22 protein-coding genes and 1 pseudogene are annotated in these 18,026 nt (G+C 64.4%); 13 read left to right on the top strand and 10 right to left on the bottom strand.

The annotated features are described in order from the left end of the window. The first annotated feature begins 165 nt into the window (after positions 1–165). Positions 166–717, top strand: a complete 552-nt coding sequence (locus G6N44_RS29745) for a DUF4326 domain-containing protein (protein WP_163670636.1) — start codon at positions 166–168, stop codon at positions 715–717. On the opposite strand, the gene G6N44_RS28345 is transcribed toward G6N44_RS29745, so the two are convergent. Further along, the gene (locus G6N44_RS28345) at positions 710–1,408 is read right to left on the bottom strand and encodes a sensor domain-containing protein (RefSeq protein ID WP_157923470.1); all 699 of its coding nucleotides are present in this window, start codon (positions 1,406–1,408) and stop codon (positions 710–712) included. The genes G6N44_RS29745 and G6N44_RS28345 overlap by 8 nt on opposite strands. Before the next feature lie 2 nt (positions 1,409–1,410). Further along, the gene (locus G6N44_RS28350) at positions 1,411–2,175 is read right to left on the bottom strand and encodes a hypothetical protein (protein WP_088305695.1); all 765 of its coding nucleotides are present in this window, start codon (positions 2,173–2,175) and stop codon (positions 1,411–1,413) included. Positions 2,176–2,322: 147 nt separating this feature from the next. On the opposite strand from G6N44_RS28350, the gene G6N44_RS28355 reads away from it, so the two are divergent. Genes G6N44_RS28355 through G6N44_RS28365 form a run of 3 tightly spaced genes read left to right on the top strand, consistent with a single transcriptional unit; the run spans position 2,323 to position 4,291 of the window. Continuing rightward, the gene (locus G6N44_RS28355) at positions 2,323–2,847 is read left to right on the top strand and encodes a hypothetical protein (protein WP_163670638.1); all 525 of its coding nucleotides are present in this window, start codon (positions 2,323–2,325) and stop codon (positions 2,845–2,847) included. Positions 2,848–2,870: 23 nt separating this feature from the next. Continuing rightward, positions 2,871–3,692: a DUF3137 domain-containing protein gene (locus tag G6N44_RS28360; protein WP_088305697.1), complete on the top strand. Its 822-nt coding sequence runs from the start codon at positions 2,871–2,873 to the stop codon at positions 3,690–3,692. Between the two features lie 29 nt (positions 3,693–3,721). After that, positions 3,722–4,291: a LemA family protein gene (locus tag G6N44_RS28365; protein WP_163670640.1), complete on the top strand. Its 570-nt coding sequence runs from the start codon at positions 3,722–3,724 to the stop codon at positions 4,289–4,291. 17 nt (positions 4,292–4,308) lie between these two features. Here G6N44_RS28365 and G6N44_RS28370 read toward each other — a convergent pair whose 3' ends face one another. Then, a complete protein-coding gene (locus G6N44_RS28370; protein ID WP_088305699.1) occupies positions 4,309–4,809 on the bottom strand; it encodes a hypothetical protein in 501 nt (166 codons plus the stop codon). Positions 4,810–5,095: 286 nt separating this feature from the next. On the opposite strand from G6N44_RS28370, the gene G6N44_RS28375 reads away from it, so the two are divergent. After that, complete coding sequence (locus G6N44_RS28375; RefSeq protein WP_163670642.1) at positions 5,096–5,389, top strand: hypothetical protein; 294 nt, start codon at positions 5,096–5,098, stop codon at positions 5,387–5,389. A gap of 47 nt (positions 5,390–5,436) precedes the next feature. Here the strand turns inward: G6N44_RS28375 and G6N44_RS28380 are convergent, their stop codons facing one another. The 4 genes and pseudogenes from G6N44_RS28380 to G6N44_RS29940 all read right to left on the bottom strand — a co-directional run. Beyond that, the gene (locus G6N44_RS28380; RefSeq protein WP_237164558.1) at positions 5,437–5,982 is read right to left on the bottom strand and encodes a hypothetical protein; all 546 of its coding nucleotides are present in this window, start codon (positions 5,980–5,982) and stop codon (positions 5,437–5,439) included. A gap of 108 nt (positions 5,983–6,090) precedes the next feature. Further along, positions 6,091–6,360, bottom strand: coding sequence for a hypothetical protein (locus tag G6N44_RS28385; protein ID WP_088305701.1), 270 nt, complete (start codon positions 6,358–6,360; stop codon positions 6,091–6,093). Between the two features lie 151 nt (positions 6,361–6,511). Next, entirely contained in the window at positions 6,512–7,072 is a 561-nt protein-coding gene (locus G6N44_RS28390; protein ID WP_235683150.1) for a DUF2510 domain-containing protein, read from the bottom strand. Between the two features lie 81 nt (positions 7,073–7,153). Next, positions 7,154–7,285 (bottom strand): annotated as a pseudogene (locus G6N44_RS29940) (DUF2510 domain-containing protein); the annotation flags it as partial. Between the two features lie 318 nt (positions 7,286–7,603). Here G6N44_RS29940 and G6N44_RS28395 point away from each other — a divergent pair. Genes G6N44_RS28395 through G6N44_RS28405 form a run of 3 tightly spaced genes read left to right on the top strand, consistent with a single transcriptional unit; the run spans position 7,604 to position 9,691 of the window. Beyond that, complete coding sequence (locus tag G6N44_RS28395; RefSeq protein ID WP_088305702.1) at positions 7,604–8,227, top strand: AIM24 family protein; 624 nt, start codon at positions 7,604–7,606, stop codon at positions 8,225–8,227. Between the two features lie 10 nt (positions 8,228–8,237). Continuing rightward, entirely contained in the window at positions 8,238–8,939 is a 702-nt protein-coding gene (locus tag G6N44_RS28400; RefSeq protein ID WP_088305703.1) for an AIM24 family protein, read from the top strand. After that, positions 8,936–9,691 (top strand): AIM24 family protein, encoded by a 756-nt coding sequence (locus G6N44_RS28405; RefSeq protein WP_088305704.1) that lies wholly within the window; start codon positions 8,936–8,938, stop codon positions 9,689–9,691. The genes G6N44_RS28400 and G6N44_RS28405 overlap by 4 nt, the downstream gene beginning before the upstream one ends. A gap of 45 nt (positions 9,692–9,736) precedes the next feature. Here G6N44_RS28405 and G6N44_RS28410 read toward each other — a convergent pair whose 3' ends face one another. The 3 genes from G6N44_RS28410 to G6N44_RS28420 all read right to left on the bottom strand — a co-directional run bounded on the left by G6N44_RS28410 (position 9,737) and on the right by G6N44_RS28420 (position 12,221). Beyond that, positions 9,737–10,396, bottom strand: coding sequence for a TerD family protein (locus tag G6N44_RS28410; RefSeq protein WP_088305705.1), 660 nt, complete (start codon positions 10,394–10,396; stop codon positions 9,737–9,739). Positions 10,397–10,426: 30 nt separating this feature from the next. Further along, positions 10,427–11,563 carry a DUF475 domain-containing protein gene (locus tag G6N44_RS28415; RefSeq protein ID WP_088305706.1) on the bottom strand — a complete coding sequence of 379 codons (1,137 nt, stop codon included), beginning with the start codon at positions 11,561–11,563 and terminating at the stop codon, positions 10,427–10,429. Between the two features lie 82 nt (positions 11,564–11,645). Further along, on the bottom strand, positions 11,646–12,221 hold the full coding sequence (locus G6N44_RS28420; RefSeq protein ID WP_064915375.1) for a TerD family protein: 576 nt from the start codon (positions 12,219–12,221) through the stop codon (positions 11,646–11,648). Positions 12,222–12,581: 360 nt separating this feature from the next. On the opposite strand from G6N44_RS28420, the gene G6N44_RS28425 reads away from it, so the two are divergent. The 5 genes from G6N44_RS28425 to G6N44_RS28445 are packed head-to-tail and all read left to right on the top strand — an operon-like array spanning position 12,582 to position 18,013. Further along, complete coding sequence (locus G6N44_RS28425; RefSeq protein WP_081285407.1) at positions 12,582–13,622, top strand: hypothetical protein; 1,041 nt, start codon at positions 12,582–12,584, stop codon at positions 13,620–13,622. Positions 13,623–13,633: 11 nt separating this feature from the next. Beyond that, entirely contained in the window at positions 13,634–14,815 is a 1,182-nt protein-coding gene (locus G6N44_RS28430) for an HpcH/HpaI aldolase/citrate lyase family protein (RefSeq protein ID WP_088305717.1), read from the top strand. Next, positions 14,812–16,071 (top strand): phosphoribosyltransferase family protein, encoded by a 1,260-nt coding sequence (locus G6N44_RS28435; RefSeq protein ID WP_064915372.1) that lies wholly within the window; start codon positions 14,812–14,814, stop codon positions 16,069–16,071. The genes G6N44_RS28430 and G6N44_RS28435 overlap by 4 nt, the downstream gene beginning before the upstream one ends. Beyond that, a complete protein-coding gene (locus tag G6N44_RS28440; RefSeq protein ID WP_163670644.1) occupies positions 16,068–17,180 on the top strand; it encodes a cysteine protease StiP family protein in 1,113 nt (370 codons plus the stop codon). The genes G6N44_RS28435 and G6N44_RS28440 overlap by 4 nt, the downstream gene beginning before the upstream one ends. Then, positions 17,177–18,013 carry an HAD family hydrolase gene (locus G6N44_RS28445; RefSeq protein ID WP_064915370.1) on the top strand — a complete coding sequence of 279 codons (837 nt, stop codon included), beginning with the start codon at positions 17,177–17,179 and terminating at the stop codon, positions 18,011–18,013. Before G6N44_RS28440 ends, G6N44_RS28445 begins: the two co-directional genes overlap by 4 nt. Positions 18,014–18,026 lie beyond the last annotated feature (13 nt).

Here is an 18,026-nt window from a genome sequence, read left to right on the forward strand (position 1 = left end):
TATGTGTGCGGTGACGGTGTGGTGAATGACGGCCGCGGGTGGCGACACAGCGACGATCGCGCGATCGATGTTGATGGTCAAACGGTCTTCACGAACTGCCAATGGGGAAAGCCGTTCGCCCCAAATTCAACACACCAACACGCCAGCTCGTCGTAAGGGAACACGATGCGGTCAGTAGCGCAGAGGGATTCAGCCGATGCCGCTGCTGGCTGCCCAACTCCAGGCTGCGTCGACACGCGGTGTGTTTGGTGTGGCTCTGCGCGTTCGGAATGCACCGGAAACCGATCCGGTCCGCCCAGATGCTGTCCCGACTGCCATCACCCCCAGCGCCTTCAACGTAAGCGTGTCAAAGGCTTTCATCTACCGGACTCATCGATAAGCATGGCGCGGCCAAGCCGGCACGGCAATCCATTCCGGGTCGTGGGGCTTTCCGTCGTGGGAATGAGCTGGCCCGAGGTGACCGAATGGGACCGCGCCGTAGTCGCCATGCCGGATGCCGAGGTGCTCTATACGTGCGCGCCAGATCGCTGTGCAGCTGTGGCGCACGCCGTGGCCCTGTATCGCCAATTGCTGAGGTTCCGTCAAAGCAACTGGTCCCCTGCGCGTTTCGACAGCTGGTTGCAACCGGTGCGACGCCGCGACCTTGCTTGCTACTGCGCGCTCGACCAGCCGTGCCATGCTGATGTGCTGCTTGAGATCGCGGGCGGCCTCAGCTGATTCTGCTTTCGATTTGACTGGCGGCGGCGCCGGCGACTGTGTCGGGCTCTGTGGTTGAGACAGCCACGATAGTGCTTCCGTGCAACCGGTACTCGCTCGACTCGACGTGGCGGTTTGGCATGTCGACCTTGAGGTTCGGGTTGCGCCTGTAGGTGAGGGTCGTCGGTGTGATCGCGCCGACGGACAGCAGATAGGCCCGATCAGTCGCAGCACTGCACGCCCTGATGTTCTGGGCGGTCCGGGCGAAGACGGCGGCCGCGGCTTGAGGGCTGTCATAGTTGGCGACCACCTGGATGAGCCATCGCTGCCGCGGTGCGCCCATCGAGCCGGCCGCGTACCCGACCGGTGCCGGTTGGCCGCCGGCGAAGTCGATCGCGGCCACCCAGTTGCAGGGATCGCCGGCGCCGCCAGGGTAGTCGGCGGGGTCGCGGGGCGCGGTCTCCACCGGGTCTGGGCGATCGAACTGCACGCCGTCGGGGTTGTGCTTTCGGATGGTGGCGTTGACCTCGTCGACTTTCAGCAGCGCCTTGCTCGGGTCGATCGGCGCCGGGTTGTCAGCCAGTTGCACTGCGCGCTTCGCAGCTGGCTGGCCGGCGGTCGGCGGGGCGGTTGCGGCACTGCACACGACTACTCCCGCCAGCAGTGCCTGGGCGCAGGCGGCGGCGATCACGGTGTGGCGGGATCGAGTCACGCTCAGCACTCCCAGATCTTGCATAGTTGCGGGTTCATCGCTGAGAAGATCGCCGTGTCGTCGGGTGGTGGCGCGGCAGTGGGGCTGGCCGTCCACAGGCTCAGTTCGGTCACTGAGCTGCCGACCACAGCCAGATACAGGTGGGCGGTGAGCTTTTCGGCCGGGTTCTCGATAGACGCGGCGAACTGCTTGCAGCCACCGCGCTCGATGCTGGGGCAATGGGAAGCGGCTGTGGTGACAGTCAACCGAGTGCCGGCGGCACTTGCGGCGCAGTGGGCGATGACGTTTTGGAGCTCTGTGAACAGTTGGTGGGCGGTTTGGCCCATAGTCCACGGATCGCCCGGGTAGTGCAGGATCTGTTGCTGGACCGACCACTGGTCGGCGCTGTTGTCGGCCCGGGCCCTGGCCACGTCGATGCCTTCAGCTCCGATGAGCCGTTTGGCCGGCGCGGTGATCTGGCAGAGGCCCTCGGCCCGGAACGCATTGTCTGTGGGCGGGCCAGCGATCGCGGCGAACGCGGGCCAGTGGTCGACGCCGCTGGCCGGCAGGCGATCCGGATCGATCCATGCCGCAGCCGGCACACTGGTCGTGGCCAACCGTATCGAGGTGAGCTCAGACACGGCGGGGATCGCCGCTGCTGTCGCAGTTCTCATCGCGGATGACGGCACTGCCGTCCAGGCGCAAGCCATCGCGAGCACTGCGAGGACCACGGCAGCAGCCACTGTCCGCCGGCGTGCTCCGCGATCGACCTTCACGGCATGGGTCATACCGATGATGCTAAGCCGCACCGACCGAGTGCCGGCGCAGCAGTCTGGCGGCCCGACAATGCTGGGTCTCACTGCGTGGTCCGCGCTGGAGCGCCAACGGGAAATTGGTGCATTTCCCGGCACGTGTGAGCCCTCAGAATGAGAGGCATGAATCGGATCCTGCAGGCAGTTGGCGGCGCGCTCCTCATGGTTGCCGCGGCGCCGGCGCTTCCTGTCCATGCCGCACCGGCTGTTCCTGATTTCGAGTCTTATCCCGCGGTGTCGGCCGACGACTACACCGTGCGGCCGGGGCTGGCGTACTCGGTGCGCGGATTCCGCACTCCCAGTGGGTTGTACTGCACGTCGTCGATGCATCGCGCGATGTATGCGCTGGACTGCACGGGACCGTTGGTCGGCGCTCCTGACGGCGCAAACTGGGTGAGTCTGTACGAATCGGGCACCGTGGTGAGCCCGGTGAAGTTCAGCAGGAGTGAAAGACCACAGCCTGCAGGAGTCCCCGAGTTCGAGGGGACGCCCATCAACCTGCTGCCCAAAAACACTGCCTATGCCTTCGACGACGCGATCTGCGTGTGGACCGACACCATCCAATTGGCGTGCCGGATGGGGTCGGGTGAACAGTTCAACGGTTTCGTCGCCACGGCGCACGCGATCACCACGTTCGGCAATCGGTGATCGCCGCAGCGTCTGGGGCCGACATGAGCGAGCCGAGCTTCCTGACGCCGCTGCCCTGGCGGTCGGTGATGCCAGCGCAGGGCTTGTTGAACTGGCTGAGCTCGGTGACGTTCATTGTGCTCGTGCTGGTGCAGATCCTGTACTGGCCGTTGATGTTTGGCTTGTTGGTTCCCAGTATCACCGTGGCGCTGGCCAGCCCTCTGCTTGCCTTCGTGCCCAGCGGCATCATCGTCAGCGCGCTGCGTCGACGGGAGAAGAAGCGCTGGGCACGCGCGCATGGTTTTGCGTTCCACGATCGGCCCGGCTGGCCTTTGCCGCAATATGATGTGGCGCCGTTCAACATTGGGCGCGCCCGGCGCCGGCGGATCGTGGATGCGATCACCGGGCAGGTGGGCGAATTTCCTGTGTGCCAGTTGCATTACCGGTGGTGGAACAACAACAAGGTGCAGTTTTCGAGCCACTTCAGAAACGTCTTCACGCTGACGTTGCCGCACGCCCTGCCGCCACTTTCGATCGGCCCGACGATAAGCCCGGATGCTGGAAAGACGGTCCGGTTTGAGTCGATCGATTTCAATGAGGTGTGGTCGGTCGTGTGCCCGGACGCGCGCTTCGCCAAAGCGGTGATTACTCCGAGGACCATGGATGGGCTTCTGGGTCTGGATCTACCGGTCACCGCGAATACCCGCATCGTCATTGCCGGCCACGATCTGGTGGCCATCAGTATGGGTGGCAGCCGCGGCAGTGACATCACTCGAGTGTTCTCGGCGCTTCAGATCATCGCCGAAGGAATTCCGGATTACGTGTGGGATGAGTTTGAGGTCGACCGGCAGGAGTCGCGCGGATGAGCTGGTGGGTGTGGTTGATCGTTGCGGTCGTGGTGATCACGGTGGTGAGTTGGCCGGTCGCCGCGCACAACCGGTTGGTGTCGATGCAGATCACCGTGGTGGAGGCATGGCGCGGCATTGACGTTGAGCTGGAGCGGCGGTGGGAGTTGATTCCGAGTCTGGTGGAAGTCGCCCGCTCCTATGCACGTCATGAGGCTGATGTGCTGGCCCGTGTCGCTGGGGAGCGCAAACCGTCCCGGGTGGATGCGAACACGTCGAATGCGTTGCAGCAGCTGCACGATCGCGTGATCGCAGAACAGTCCGCGTCTGAGTCTGAGCTGAGCGTGGCGTTGAACCAGTTGTTGACTGTGGCTGAGGCCTATCCTCAGCTGCGTTCTGCCGAGCACTATCGGCGACTGATGGAGGCGCTTAGTGAGGCTGGTGACCGCGTCGCCGCCGCCCGGCGCCTCTACAACGGCAATGTCACACGGTTCAACGCCGCGCTGCGTAGCTTTCCGACCTCAGCCGTCGCAAGGTTCACGGGGATCGATGCTGCGGATTTTCTCGATGTTGCGCAGCCGGGCCATTCGGGTGTCCCGCCGGTGCGCGCGGGAGAATAGTTGCGTCTGCTGAGAAGCTAGCGGGCGCCGGACAGTGCCGGTCGACGTGTATCGATGCCCAGATATCGCTGCACATCGAGGATCTCGCCCTCGTCGAAGCGTTCCCGCAGAGCGGTCGCCACAATCTCGAAGCATTCGGCTCTGCGAATGGGTCTGCCGCAGGCACGGACCAGGGCGTGGTGGTAGGTGCCGAACACCGTGGCCAAGAGTGCTTCGTCGGTCCTCCAGGCCCACGCCAGCAGGCCAGCGACGGTGGTGCCGGCATCGTCAAATCGACCGCCGCGGCGGGCTTTCGCTGCGGTCGTGCTGGCTTCGCGTTCACACAGCGCGGTGATCATGGCCTCCATCAGCCGGGGGTCGTCGATCACTTTGGCTCGGGTGGGTACGAGGTGTCCCACGATCCGTGAGCCTTTCGCGATGTGGGTGATGACACCGTTTTCGAGGTCGGCGATCAGCGAGTTGAATCCTGCCCGCGCATCGGATACCGAGCGGAGTCGAAATGGCCGGATGTTCACCATGTACACCCACGCTACACACGTCGACGTCGGCCGTCTTGATATATCCGGCACGCATCCAGCAAAGGCCCGAACTGGTTGAGGTGGCGTGCTGGTTCAGTTGTTTCAGGTCGCCAACAGGGGCGCCAGCGATGCTCGCCGAGGGTGCTACTGCCGCCCGTGTGCGCGGTTTGGAGTCCTGCGCTGTGCGCGCTTGGCCGGCCATGATCCAATACGTCGGCGCGCCATGCGCATCGGGCGCAGCATTGGACGCAAGGAGACGGGTGCAATGAAGCCGAGGACTTTTATCGTGGCGGTCGGTGCTGTGGCGATCCTCGCCGGGATTTTCGTTGGCACGAACCGCTTCTCGGTGTCGTCCAACGGTATCAGCGCCGAGTGCATGTCGTACTTTGAGAAAGATAGCGGCGTGCTGAACTTCGAGTCCGGGGTCAACTCTTTCACGCCTGGCGCGGACCTGCTTTCCGTGAAGTGCGAGTCCAAGAAAGAGCTGTTCGGGATGCTCACGTGGGCGTTGGTTGCAGTCGGTGCGCTGATGATCGTCGGTGGCGTGGTAGTACGCGTGAGGAATTCCGCTGAAGGTTAGGGTGCGCGACTGACTGCCCAGCTTCGCCTGCTGCGAGCGCGGGACCCTCAGCGCATGTTCGCGAAGGGCAGGCGGCCGGCGTGATCGCGCGTGAACTCGTCGAGTAGGCGGCGCTCGATCAGTGGTGCCTGGGCGTCGGTTGTGATCAGCCATCCCACGAGAAGTTGGGCGCTGTCGGCAAGCTGCCAGATCCGTCGCCCGCCAGAATGTGGGGCCGGGCGGCCTGCTCCAAAGTCTCGGTACTCCTTGAGTCGGGTCCACAGTCCACGTCTGCGCCGGGTTCCGGCTTGTGCTTTCCCGATGTAGACCACCTCGGCTCCATCAATCCAGAGGGACTCGAGTTCGGCGAGCGGCGCTGTCGGGTCGTTGCCTTTGAAGTGCCCCGCCGGGCTGAGCGGCAGGAACGTGGGCTGGTCGGGCGCGGTTCGAACCACGCAGTAGACCCCTGGATCGGCGGGAACTACGGCGACGGTGAGTGCTGAGAACGGTAGGAAGCCTTGAAATCCTGTCGCCTGCATTGCATCCCGGGTCCACGACGCGATGTGGTGCCGGTCAGAGGGTTTCGGGATCCGCCTGGTGGTCTCACTGGTCATCACGATGGCGTGGCGATGAGTCTGCGGCGGCGTTTGGGCGGGGACTGGTCCGGTCCGGCCATTTCGACCCACGGGTTGGTGGACCTGTACGGCGGTCTGGGGCCGAGCTCACTGCCCGTCGCTTTGGTTTGACATTGTCTGGCATAGGTCGCGGGACCGTTGAATGGTTTCTTCGTGGGTCTCCTTGTCGCTGAACGAGACAGCAGCCATACGTTTGGCGCAGTCGTCGACGCGTCGTTGTTCTGCTGAGGGGACCATCGCCCACACCAGCAGAGCGGCGACGACCACCAGGAGGCCGGCGATGAAAACGCGTCCGCCTGTCGAGGTGGCTGCCCACCATTCACGAACGTTGTAGAAGCGGTTTTCAGAGGAACTCACCCGGATCCTTCTTTCTGGCGGTTCGACACACGCGCCGCGGGTGGTGTCACCACCGCACGGCCCGGATTGACGATAGCCAAGTCCTTGTGCCGTCGGTGTTGAATTGCTGGCTGGGTCCCCTGGCCCACCGCGCGATGGAGGTCGTTGTTTTCTAGGCGAAGTTTGTGTTGGTCCCGAACGGGCCGCCGACGACGAGTCGGTCGTAGAGGTAGTGCGCGAAGACCGTTGCCAGCAGTAGCTGTGGATGGTTGGTGGGTCGTGAACACTGCAGCGTGTAGTCGTAAAACGTGACGCTGGTGTCGACGTACCTCCATTGTCTTTGCACTGTGGCAACCACACCACCTGACGTGTCGACGATCGGTTCGTTGATCGGGGCGAAACGCGCCCGCGGAGATACCGAAACCCGGGTTTGGCCAACGATTTGTTGCCCGGTGTCCAACGTTATGTCGATCGCCGATGAGCGGATTCGCTGCCAATAGTTGTTCGTCCGGCACAGCCGCCCGACGGGGCGATGGGACGCATCGCTGACATCAATATTGCCGCGTACTCCTGAGCCGCTGCCGCGGGTGAAGAAACCCAGGGCCATTTCGTGCTGGCTGAGTAACACATAGTGGCGGTTCGATATCGGGCGGATCTGCGCGATCTGCTGCCGATGCGCATTCTCGATCGAGCACGCAACGTCGATATCGGCACGCTGTGGCAGGGCCCGCACGTGGAGGATGCATTGGCCCAGTGGAAACCCTTGTCCCTCGGTGGACCCCGGCTGGCCAAGGTCGTGTTCGGCCGGGGTCTCGGGGCGCGGCGTTACGGTGGTGGTCCATTCGCGGCCATCGAAGTAGCGCAGTTGGTCCGGATTCCACGGGTCGGTGTGCCAGGCTGGTTGGTTTGCGGGGCTGTTGGGGCTGCTGATGGCACGCCTCCCTATTTCAGGTGAGCGAACAGACTTTTTGTGGCCAGGGCCGGTGGTCCGGAGCTGCCCTCGTCGCCGCGACGGCGTGGCAGTGCCGGTGGCTCATTCTCCCCCACCGGTGGGGCGGGTCGGGAGGTGTCATTGGCGCGACCTCAGGCTCACGGTGGGCCGAAGATCGCGAATCGCCATGCGTTGGTTTCCGGCCATGGGACGGGTTCGGCTGCCGTGGGGGCCCGATTTGCTGCTCGATCCGGATGGTCATGTGGATAGTGCGACGAGATCGAGTTTGGGCCTGCATTATCGTTCTGCTGAGAATTTGAGTGAGGGGCGGATATGGCTCAGTTGTTCCAGGCGTCGACGAAGGTCATCGAGGCGCGCGTCAACGGCAGCAGCATTCGGGCGTTGAGCGGGTCGATGGTGGCTTACGAGGGCAATGTGTCGTTCAAATCGGCCGGATTCGGTGGTGGATCGGGAGTCCTTGCCGGCCTCAAGCAGCGCGCCACGGGGGAGGCGTTGTCGCTGATGGAGTGCCAGGGCAATGGCCGGATCTTTCTGGCCGTCAATGCCCAGCACGTGTGCGTGATCGAGTTGAACAACGAGCAGCTGCGGGTCGAATCGCGGCAGCTGCTGGCGTTGGCCGGCAATCTGCAGACCGATGTGACGTTCGCCGGGTTGCGCGGCGCCAGCACGGGGCAGGGGTTGTTCACCACGGTGGTCTCCGGTGTTGGGCAGGTGGCGTTGTTGTCCGCGGGTGGGCCGCTGATCCATTTGGAAGTGTCACCGCAGTATCCGTTGGTGGTCGATCCGGACGCATTCGTGTGCGCCAAGGGCAATCTTCAGCAGTCGTTTGTCACGGACGTGTCGTGGCGCACCGTCGTCGGGCAGGGCAGCGGGGAGGCATTCTCGTTGCGCTGGGACGGTGTGGGTTTGGTGTCTATTCAGCCGGCAGAACGGTAGGCGTCGATCGATGGTGTTCACCAAGGTCAACTCGAAGGTCGTCAAGGTCAACGTGGGCCAGGCCGGCGGCGTCGTCGCCCGGACCGGTGCGATGTTGTTTTACACCGGTGATGTCGCCTTCTCTCCGCATCAAGTACCCGGGGCTGCTCAGATGGGTGGTGCGGGCGGGTTGATGCGCATGGCAGGGCGGATGATGCAGGGCGAACATGAGCGGACCATGCTCGCCCAGGGCTACGGCGACGTGCATTACGGATACGCCGGGCTGGAGGTCCACGTCGTCGATCTCGCCCCGGGTGCTGTACTGCGCGTGGAGGCTTCGCGCATGCTGGCCCACACTGCGGGGCTGCAGAGTTCGGTGGTCTCGGTGGCTGCGAGCTCCGGTGGCGGTGGTGGCGGCGGCATGATGGGGATGTTGCGCGGGGCCGCCACGGGCGCGTTGACCGGGCAAGGCATGTTCACCACCCAGTTGTCGGGCCAGGGTGGGGCGGTACTACTCGCCCATGGCGGGGTGCTGGAGTTGCAGGTCGGCGGGCCCGCGCCGGTCGTGGTCGATCCGCAGGCATTCGTGGCCGCTTACGGCAATGTGTCCACCGAGCTGAAGTCGGCGCTGAGTTGGCGTGATGCGGTGGGCCGCGGCTCCGGTGAGGCGATGCAATTGCATTGCGTGGGACAGGGTGTGGTGTACGTGCAGGCTTCGGAGGAGAAACTATGACCCAGCCGCTGAATCCGTCGACGCTGCCGGCTGATGACAATGTGCCCGGCAACAACTACGCGTTCAACATCGCCATGACCAAGCCGTGGTTCATGCGCAAGGGCGCCATGATCGCCTATTACGGGCAGGTCGAGTTCCGGGCGTTGACGCAGGGCCTGCAGGGTCATCTTCTGCATATGGTGGCTCAACAGTTTTCTGCGCCACTGTACTTGGGTGACTATGTGGTGGCCGAGGGCCACGGCAGCCTGGTGATTGGCGATCGCGGGTACGACATCAATGCCTACGATCTGGATGCCGGGAACCTGACGGTTCGTGCGGCGAATCTGCTGGCGTTCGAGCCGGGGCTGTCGATGAATCAGTCGATCGTTCCGGGGTTTGTCACGCTCATCGGGACCGGGAAGTTTCTGGCGTCATCCAATGGTCCGGTGATGTTCGTCGAACCGCCGGCGCGGGTGGATCCTGAAGCATTGGTCGGGTGGGCGGATTGCCCGTCGCCCAGCCATCACTTCGATCAGCGTTGGATCAGTGGCTTCATGGCCGCTGGGGCGGCGCGGATGGGGTTCAACTCCGGGGAAGAGCGCCAGTTCGACTTCACCGGTGCGGGAACGATTTTGGTGCAGTCCAGCGAGAAGGTGATGAGTGATTCGGCGATCGTGCGCACGATTGAATCACAGTTGCATGGCCTGACATTCTCTGGCTTGCAGCACCTGAATTCGGTGATTACCTCGCAGATGTCGGCCCAGCAGCGCTGAGCCGACCTCCGCGATTCGATTTCGGTTCGGTTGTCGAGCGGGGAGCTACTTTCGTCCGGCCTTCCAGCTCATCCCCCACTGGTATGCCCTGTCCAGGTCGGACTGGCTTCCGTTGATGTAGTTGACTTCCCGGTTGACGTGCAGCGCACCCTCGGCGTAGTAGACCTGGGCGATCGCGCAGATCCTGGCGCCGTTGACCGGTGAGTCCAGGCGGACCTCGATTGGCGGGCCCGAGGTGGGATACATGGTGACAACGCCGTCCACCGACGCCCAGTTCGCCGCGCCCGAGTAGATCATGGCGAAGATCAGGATGCGGCGGAAGCGATCTGGCTGAGCCAGGTTGATGCGCATCGTCTCGCCGGCGGCGTTGTTGCCGGAGCGGTCGTCACCGTCCAGAGCGATGAACGGCTTGGACTGCTCGGAACCGAAGCTGTTACCAAGGGCCTGCACGACGCCTTTGCTGCCGTCGGCTAGCTCATAGAGGCAGCCCAGATCCAGGTCGACGGCTTTGGAGCCGCCGAACAGGCTGCGCTTGCCGGCGTTCCAGTTCAGGTTGACCCGCATCACGCCTTGCTGCTCACCCTGTTTGGTCAGGCTGACCGTTGGCGAGGCCTTGGTCAGGCTGATCTTGGACAGGTTGACACCACCGGATGCCGGGGCTGCGGGAGTCGACTGCTGAGGACGTTTGCCGTAGTCGATAGCCATGGGATTCCTTTCAGACTGAAGGTTGGGCGTTTAGGTGGCCAGCGCCGGGGTTTGATCGTCCGTGTCCGTGTCCGTGCCGGTGGCTGGCTCGCCGGCGCGGCGGTTGCGGATGATGCTGGAAATGAAGGCCGCGGCGATGAGCACGACACCGATGAGGCCGGTGAAGATCTCGTCGACGTGCATACCCAGGGACACCAGCAGGACGACAGCGAGTGCGCCGATGGCCCAGTGCGCGCCGTGCTCCAGATAGACGTAGTCCGACAGGGTTCCCTTGCGCACCAGGAAGATGGTGATGGAGCGGACGAACATGGCTCCGATGAATCCCAGGCCCAGCGCGATGATGATCGGGTCGGTGGTGATGGCGAAGGCGCCGATGACTCCGTCGAAGGAGAACGAGGCGTCGAGCACTTCGAGGTAGAGGAACAGGAAGAACCCGGCCTTGCCGGCTTGCTTGGCCAGCTGGGATGGTTCGGATCCGGCGGTGCTGCCTTCTTCGACCTCATCGCCCTCCGTCTCGAACATGGAGCCCAGTCCGTCGACCACGATGTAGGTGATCAGGCCGAGGGATCCGGCGATGAGCACGGTGAGTTGATCCTGGGCGGGGGCCAGGACGTCGGAGGCGATCACCAGGGCGCCCAGGGCGACGACGACGGCGAGCTGATCGAGCTTGCCGGCCCGGCCGAGGGGACGTTCAAGCCAACTGAGCCAGGTGATTTCGCGTTCGCTGAAGATGAAGTTGAGGAACAGCATCAACAGGAACATGCCGCCGAACGCGGCGATCTGCGGGTGGGCGGCGGTCAGGGCCGTCTGGTAGCTCGGCGAGCCGTCGGCGAAGTGGGTCGCGCCGTCGGCTGGCGGGTTCAGTGCGATCTTGAGCGCGTGGGCCGGGTCGAGTCCGGCGGTGATCCACACGACGGCCAGCGGGAACACCAGCCGCATGCCGAACACTGCGATGAGGACACCGACGGTGAGGAACATCTTCTGCCAGAATTCGCTCATTCGTTGCAGCACAGTGGCGTTGATGACGGCGTTGTCGAAAGATAGTGATACCTCGAAGACGCCGAGGATGGCGGTAAGAATCAGGGCCTCGACACCGCCGTAGAGGAACGCCGCGATCAACGCCGCGACGGTCACCACCATCGAGAAACCGAATGTGCGAACTAGCATTTTGCCCCCAAGTTTTTTCTTTTGAGTAGGCGGTGGCCGCCGGCGCATGGCGCCGACGGCCACTTCCGATGAACGTGATGTGTTAGACGGACACGCCGTAGTCGCGGGCGATGCCGGCCAGGCCCGAGGCGTAGCCCTGGCCGATGGCGCGGAACTTCCACTCAGCACCGTTGCGGTAGAGCTCACCGAACACCATGGCCGTCTCGGTCGAGGCGTCCTCGGACAGGTCGTAGCGGGCGAGTTCCTTGCCGTTGGAGCGATCCACGACTCGGATGAACGCGTTCTGCACCTGGCCGAAGCTCTGCTGACGTCCGTCGGCGTCGTAGATCGACACCGGGAAGTAGATGTTGGTGATGTTGGGCGGGGTGGCCGCCAGGTCGACGTTGATGACTTCGTCGTCGCCTTCGCCCTCACCGGTGAGGTTGTCGCCGGTGTGCTCGATGGATCCCTCCGGCGAGCGCAGGTTGTTGAAGAAAACGAAGTGCTGATCCGAGAGAACCTTCTTGTCCTCACCGCACGCGATGGCGCTGGCGTCGAGGTCGAACTCAGTTCCGGTCGTGGTGCGGACATCCCATCCCAGGCCCACGGCGACCGCAGTCAGGTTCGGCGCCTCCTTGGTCAGCGATACGTTGCCGCCCTTGCTCAGACTGACACCCATTTACAAAACCTTTCATCAAATGGTTGAACCAAACGGCGAAGATCCGCGTGGTGGCTGTCCCACCATCCGGCGCGACGCTTCGTACCGTAATGCATATGATGCCGCCTCCGAGAGGGGTCCCAACACACTTTTTTCGGGCATTTGCGTAGACCGAAATTTGTGCGTTTTTGAGTCGGTGGTGGCCGGTACGATCCAGACGTGCCCAGTCGTTGGCTGCGGCGGTCCCGCAGTCACTCTGAGGACCGCCTACCCGCAGTCTCTCCCGAGCTGACCGGTGTGTTCCTTGAATTGGACCACCGGCAGTCAGCCGTGCAATCCGCAGTTCAAACACTTGTCTCACTCAAACCCAATTCGCCAATAGTGAGCGAGTGGGAATCTGTTCAACAGGGTTGCTATGCCGCCACAGCGGCCTATATTTCGGCCACCAGCCCCACCCGCCCCACCGGTCTCACAGACGCCGGCCCGCGGCCCACTGCCGCCGAGGTGCAGCGCCAACTCGATGAGGCCCGCTCGGCGCTGGAATCCTTCTACACCCGTCACCAACGCGCACTCGACAATGCCGTTGCTGCGGCCACGGCAGCAACGGCTCGGGCCACCACCTTGCTCGCCAACGCCCAGTCCATGCAGTCGCGGCTGGCCGGCGTCGACGGCCAGTGGCTGCAGTACCCGTCGGTGCAGACCGCCCACGACGCGATGCAGACCGCCACACGCGAACTGCAGTTGGCCCGAGAACGCGCCGACCTCGTCGCCACCCGCGATGCCGCCGAACGTCTCGATACTGCGATCACGACCCTGGCCGCAGCGCTCGACAGCGCACCAGGTGTGGCCGATCAAGCGCGACGGACCACGTCCTCGGTGCGCACCCGACTGGAAGCCGTGCGCACCCGCGCCGCCGACATCAAGGTGAACCTGTCGACACTGCTGAGGGAATTTCACGCGAACTGCTCAGCGGATCTGGTGGACAACGAACGCCTCAGCCGCGCTGATCTCGACAGCGCAGATGCGCTCCTGCAGCAGGCGGTTCTGGCCAGCAGGCAAGGGCGACCCGAGGCGGCGCTGGACTTGGCCAAGCAAGCACGCGCGGCCATCGCCGCAGCCGAGGACCTTGTGGATGCGCCGCTAGACCGCCTGGCACTGATGCGGGCACTGCGGGACAACCCCGGTGAGCGTGAACGGGCGGTGCGGTTTCGGTTGCGTGATGCGCAGCGGCTGGCCGTGGACCGCGGTGCAGTCGTCGAGTGGGGGTCTGCGCTGGATGCGCAGGTCGAACGTATTGATCGGATCGTTGGCGCACTCCAGGGGCGCCATCCGGACTATTGGGGGTATCACCTTGCACTGGAAGAAGTTTCCGAGTTCGTGGCGGGCATTGTGACGCGCATCCGTCAGCGATCAGCGCAGTGAGCGCCCTCAGCATGACCGGCCCTGCGCGGCTGGTCGAACATTTCCATCACCTCAGCGAAGCTGACCGCGCGCATCTGTTCTTCGCGGTCCCACAGCCGCTGGACTTGACTGCTGAGCGCGAGACGGTGGCCGCCGCGCTGGGTGCGACGCTCTACATGCCGGCTGATCGCGACGATCTGGCCGCCACCGTGGCTCGGCGCGCCGGCGAAGGTATCTGCTCAATGGTGCTCGATCTCGAAGATGCCATCGATGAGGCCAACGTGGAGGCCGCCGCGCTCAACGCGGTCAACGCGCTCGACGAGTTGGCCGCCGAAGGTCTGGCAGCGACCGCGATGGTGTTCGTACGGGTGCGCAGTGAGGCCTGCATCGAGCGGATCGTGGGGAAGCTGTCGGTGGGGGCCCAGGCCCTGGCCGGTTTCGTGGTTCCGAAGTTCTCGGCCGCCACCGGTGAACGGTATCTGCGCCAGATCGTCGAAGCGGCAGAGACGTTGGGCAAGCATCTGTACTGCATGCCGGTGCTGGAGTCACCGCAGATTCTCTACCGCGAGAGCCGTGATCATGAGCTCGCCGCGATCGCCGAGATTCTGAACCGCTACCGCGAGACCGTGTTGGCCGTGCGCGTCGGAGCGACTGACATGTGCGGGATGTATGGCATTCGGCGCGACCGCGACCACACCATCTACGACGTGAAGACGGTCGCCGACACGATTGCCGACATCGTCAACCGGTTGGCCCGCAACGACGGGACAGGGTTTGTGGTCACCGCCCCGGTGTGGGAGTACTTCGCCGATCACGAACGGCTGTTTCGCCCGCTGTTGCGCACCACCCCGTTCGCCGAGCATGACGCCGTGCGGTTTAGGTCCAGCCTGGTCAGCCGTGATCTCGATGGGCTGCTGCGTGAGATCAGCCTGGACCGGGTCAACGGGCTGCTTGGAAAGACGGTGATTCACCCGACGCACGTGGCTGCGGTGCACGCCTTGTCGGTGGTGACGCACGAGGAGTATCGCGACGCCACCGACGTGATGGCCGCGGCCGAGGGTGGGGTCCGCCGATCGGAGTATCGCAACAAGATGAATGAGCCGCGTCCGCACCGTATTTGGGCTGAGCAGGTGCTGCGTCGCGCCCGGGTGTTCGGTGTGGCCAACGAAGGTGTGACGTTCGTGGATTTCCTGACGGCGCTGGTCAGCCGATGACGATGACGTATCAGCCGTGGGCCACCGAACGATTCGGCCTGCAGATCCATCATCATGATGGCGCCGAGCTCGTGACCGATCTGGTGCTGCCGGGCCTTCGCCGCAATCCGCGCCGCGCGCACCTGCTCGTGTCCACGGTGTTGGGCAAGCACATCGCGGTGGCGCCGCACACGGTTATCGGCGCCGGCCGGCGCCTTGGCAGAGTGATCGCACAGCGCGGTGTAGGCGAGGTCGATGTGCTCGGGATGGCCGAGACAGCGACCAGCTTGGGCCACTGTGTGGCCGACGAACTCGACGCGGCGGTGTATCTGCACACCACCCGCCGCCCCGCAGATGAGCGGTCGATCTATGCACAGTTTCAGGAAGGGCATTCGCACGCCACTGATCACGCACTGCAACCCAGCGCTGCCGAGGTGTTCGACGGGCAGCGCACGCTGGTGCTCGTCGACGATGAGATCTCCACTGGCAAGACCGCGTTGGCCACTATCGAGGCGCTGCAGCGCGTCCTGCCGCGCCGGCGCTACGTCGTAGCTTCCCTGGTCGACGTCCGGTCGGCCGACGATCAGGCCCTGGTCGAGGATGCATGCTGCGCGCTGGGCACCCAGATCGAGTTCGTCAGTCTGGCCCAGGGGCACGTGAGCTTGCCTGCAGGGCTGGTCGATTCCGTGTGTGCATTGCAGGCACCGGTGCTCAACGAATCAGCCGTGACACCTGGGGTGGGCGCGGTGCGTGAGGTGACGCTGGGCTGGCCCGCGGAGGTTCCTGAAGGCGGCCGGCACGGATTCTTGCGCAGCGATCGACCTGGTTTTGACGCCGCGGTGACCGATTCGGCGCATGCGCTGGCCGGCGACCTCGATGCGGGGCGGCCGGTGTTGGTGGTGGGGCACGAGGAGTTGATGTATCTGCCGTTGCGGTTGGCTGAAGCACTCGGGCACAACGGATTTGATACTCGTTTTCAGTCCACCACCCGCTCGCCGGCCTATGTGTACGACGATGAGGGTTACCCGCTGCGGGCAGGCTGGACGTTCCGGGCCTGCGAGGCCGGCGACGAGGCACCTCGGTTCTTGTATAACGCTTGGCGCGCTTGCGATGACAGTCAGCCTGTGCAGCTGGTGCTGGTGATGGATGCGGTCGCTGCGGCCGGGGACCGTCACGTCGTTGAGGTGCTCGCCGCGGCGGGCTTCGAGGTCACCGTAGTGACCGTCGCGGGCCCTGACCTGCACACGCTGGCTTCCCACCGCGGGAGTCACCGATGACTACACCACTGCTGGGGCCGACCTTTGGTAGCTACGCAGCCGACGAGGTGAGTTGGCTGCTGACTGACCTGTCACACGTAGCGCTGGAAGCAGACACCGCGCAGCGGGAACGTGAGATCCAAAGCGGTCGGGCACATTATGCCGAGTCCCTGCCGGTCGAGTATCAGCCTGATCAGGCCTATCGGCGGCTGTTCGCCGAGGTGCTGGACCAGACCGCCGCACGGCTTGCCACCGCGGTGGGTGTGGTCACTGAGTTGGTGCTGGCCGAACGGGGCCGCGACATCGTGTTGGTGTCGCTGGCGCGGGCCGGCACCCCAATCGGCATCCTGATGCGGCGCTGGGCGATGCAGCGGCACGGGTTGGCGTTGCCGCACTACGCGGTGTCGATTGTGCGGGGGCGAGGTATCGACGCTGCGGCGTTGGACTTCCTTGCCACCCACCATGATCCGGCCACCGTGGTGTTCGTGGACGGCTGGACCGGTAAGGGCGCGATCACCCGCGAGCTGACCGCCGCCCTGGCCGCCTACGCCGAATCGTCGGGGGTGGTGTTCAATCCCGATCTGGCGGTGCTGGCCGACCCGGGCCACTGTGTGCGCACGTTCGGCACCCGCGACGACTTCCTGATCGCCTCGGCCTGCCTGAATTCCACGGTCTCAGGTCTGGTCTCGCGCACCGTCCTCAATCCGCGGCTGACCGGTCCCGACGATTTCCACGGCGCCAAGTTCTATCGGGAACTGCGCGCCGACGATCAGTCCGGCGCCTTCTTGGACGCGGTCACCGCGTGCTTCGGCGACGTCGGGGTGCAGGTCAAGGCACAGTTGGAAGCCTTGCAGGGCACCGATCGCACACCGACGTGGTCAGGGATGGCGACTGTGGCGCGAATCCAGCAGCAGTATGGAGTCGACACCAGCAATTTCGTCAAGCCTGGTATCGGTGAAACCACCCGAGTGTTGCTGCGTCGGTTGCCGTGGAAGATCGTGCTGCGCGATCCAGATGCTGACGAACATAGACACATTCGGCTGCTCGCCCAGTCCCGCGGCGTGCCCATCGTGACCGATCCGGAGTTGGCCTACGCCTGCGTCGGCCTGATCAAGGACATCTCTTCGTGACCGCTACTGCCCTCGTTTCCAGCGATCTGGACCGCACGCTGATCTATTCACGCCGGTTCCTCGATCCGGAGGCCGATGGCGCGGTGTGCGTGGAAACTCTTGACGGCGAGCAGATCTCCTTCATGACGGCGGGCGCGATCAATGCCCTGGAGCAGCTGGCTTCGCGGCAGGTCGTCGTCCCGGCCACCACCCGCACGGTCGCGCAGTACCAACGCATCGCGCTGCCCGGCGGGCCCTACCGGTTCGCAGTCACGAGCAACGGCGGCACCATCCTGGTCGACGGCCAGCCAGATCCGGTGTGGAGCGCGTCGGTGGCCGCGGCGGTGGCGGCCGGTGGCATCACACTCGAGGAGGTCCTGGGCGCCCTGCACGAGCGGATCAGCCAGACCTGGGTGCGCTCGGTCAAGACCGCCGAAGGCCTGTTCTGCTATCTGGTGGTCGATGAAGCTGCGATGCCGGCGGACTTCGTTTCGACCTGGCAAGCCTGGTGTGCGCCGCGGGGTTGGAAGGTGTCCCAACAGGGCCGCAAGGTCTACACCGTGCCGCGATCACTGTGCAAATCCCATGCCGTCGACGAGGTCCGACGGCGCCTGACGACCACCGGCGAGCTGGCGGCCGACGCCCCGGTACTCGCCGCCGGCGATGGCGCACTGGACGCCGAACTTCTGCTGGCGGCCGACGCCGCGATCCGCCCATCCCACGGCGAACTTCACGCCATGGGATGGCAGGCAGAAGGCCTCACGGTCACCACGGCGTGCGGGGCCACGGCCGCTGAGGAGATCTTGGCGTGGTTTCACGCCCGCGCAAGTGCTCAGAACGCACAGGCGTTCTGACGAGCTGTTCTAC

Source organism: Mycolicibacterium alvei (assembly GCF_010727325.1).
Lineage (GTDB): Bacteria > Actinomycetota > Actinomycetes > Mycobacteriales > Mycobacteriaceae > Mycobacterium > Mycobacterium alvei.